Genomic DNA, 2,119 nt, shown 5'->3' on the forward strand with positions numbered 1-2,119 from the left:
CATATGAATCTTTCTAATGAGTTGTTTCGTCGCTTTTCATTATAGGTCATATGGGACTTTTTTTCTACACAAAAATAGGCTCCATAATATTTATAGGAGATTTACCCACTACAAATATTATAGAGCCGTTTTTTATTGGTAAGTTTGTTTATATAATTAATCGAATTTAGAATGGTATAATATGACTTCTAAAGTATTATTAGAAATTTGACTTGAATTTTCCAATCAATTTATTCATACTTTATTTCAATCTACTATAATTATGGTCTTATTTATAGACTATGTGATTGTCTAGTTAAAATTATATAGAGAAAATATCTGGGAATATGATATAATAGTAGTTACATAGAAAATGAATGAGATAATATTATGACTAGAGAAAAAGAGTTTAAAACTATAAATGAACAGATTAGTATTCAAAAAAATAGGAACTTAAAAATTTCTGACGAACTACAGATGGAGAGCTTTATCCAACAGAAAAATTATTTTAATTCCATAAATGGCTTTGAAACTCTTTTTTTGTTAACTTCAAATCCTAAAAAGTATATGTCTAGAGTATCTTTTAAGGATATTAAAAGAATATATGTATTGGATAGAAATATTGCTAAATACCTATTTCAAGAAATTGAAAAGATTGAGATTGAATTAAAGTCTAGAATTGCCTATGAATTTGCAAGAGAACATTGTAGTAGTGGTATTGAGTCTAATTTAAATTATTTGGATATCAATTTCTATGAACGTCCGACTCGGCATAATCACAATTCTTTTACAGATTATTTCTATACTTCTGGGAAGGATAGAAAAACACATATTTTTTTCAGAACTCATAATATTTCTGCTAGAATTAAGAATGCAAGATTTACGGGTAATATACAACGTTCAAGTGTTAATGGATCAATATTTTATAATTTAGAAGGTATTTTTGAAGGCACTATTGATGACCTTAAAATAAATATTTACAGGGGAAAATTCTCAATAAAAGATAATAATACTCCTAGTGATATCTCTGGATTAGATGGTTGTACAAATGTGTCAGTCCAGATTAGCAACTTAGAAGGAAGATTTTTTGACTTATCTTATGCAGACTATTGTAAAATGAAATATCCATATATTTCTAGCTATAAGAATCCGCCACTTTGGGTTATTATTGATACATTAATGCTCAATGATTTATTAATTTTATTTCAGGGATTGGGAGTGAAAATACAAAATAGAATTATGAGTGAAATGGGCTTTGATTCGTCGGTTAGTGGTAGTCGTGAAAAATTTATTAACGCTTGTGAAATATTGCGTGAATTAAGAAATGAATTAGCACATTTTAGTCTTATAACAAGATATAGAACAGGAAATAAAATTCTGATAAATAGTCTTTTTATCTCTGAGTTATCACTCACTCCTAAGACTAACAATAGAGTTCTAAAATTTTATCAAAGTTTAAAAATTTTAAATTATTTTAATAATTTCTCTCTTAAAAAAATAGATCGTTCTATCAGACTATACTGTTTAAAAAATATATTTTTATTTAAATTTGATATTATTAAAAATTTTTTTAAAAGAATTGGAAAATAAGTATTGCTAAAAGATACTATTTGTGATAGAATAATCTTTGTTATATTTTAGAGCCACGACGGCGTGAGATCCTTGAAAGAGGTTTTCAAAAGTCAATAAGAGAGAAGTTTCATAACTTCTCTCTGTTTTTTATATGTTATATTATTTCGTGGAACGGAAAAATTTTAAATAATTGAATCATAACAAGGGATAAATCTCCTATTTTTTGACTTTAACAATGGTAGTGGATTGAGTTTTGTCTATATTAGTGGCTGGCCAAAATTTGATAGTAAATGGTACTATGCTTATAGTTCAGGCGCCCTTGCAGTAAGCACTACAGTTGATGGTTATTACGTAAATGCTAACGGTGAGTGGGTTTAAAAGTGTAAAATTTACCATAGAAAATGTAAATAATGAAAAGAAAATAAAAAGAAAGCTTATAAATGTACTGCACCCCAAAAGTTAGACAGAAAAAATCTAACTTTTGGGGTGTTTTATTATGAAATTGAGTTATGATGATAAAGTTCAGATCTATGAACTTAGAAAACAAGGATATAGCTTAGAGAAGCTT

General features: G+C 27.0%; 2 protein-coding genes and 1 pseudogene. All 3 read left to right on the forward strand.

Annotated elements, in window-relative coordinates; translation table 11 throughout:
- Positions 1-369 precede the first annotated feature (369 nt).
- Positions 370-1,569 (forward strand): Abi family protein, encoded by a 1,200-nt coding sequence (locus QM843_RS09785; RefSeq protein ID WP_414304848.1) that lies wholly within the window; start codon positions 370-372, stop codon positions 1,567-1,569.
- A gap of 228 nt (positions 1,570-1,797) precedes the next feature.
- A complete protein-coding gene (locus tag QM843_RS09790) occupies positions 1,798-1,929 on the forward strand; it encodes a hypothetical protein (protein WP_474104520.1) in 132 nt (43 codons plus the stop codon).
- A gap of 118 nt (positions 1,930-2,047) precedes the next feature.
- Positions 2,048-2,119: pseudogene (locus tag QM843_RS09795) on the forward strand (transposase); the annotation flags it as partial.

It is taken from the genome of Streptococcus mitis, assembly GCF_047463435.1.
Classification (GTDB): domain Bacteria; phylum Bacillota; class Bacilli; order Lactobacillales; family Streptococcaceae; genus Streptococcus; species Streptococcus mitis_DS.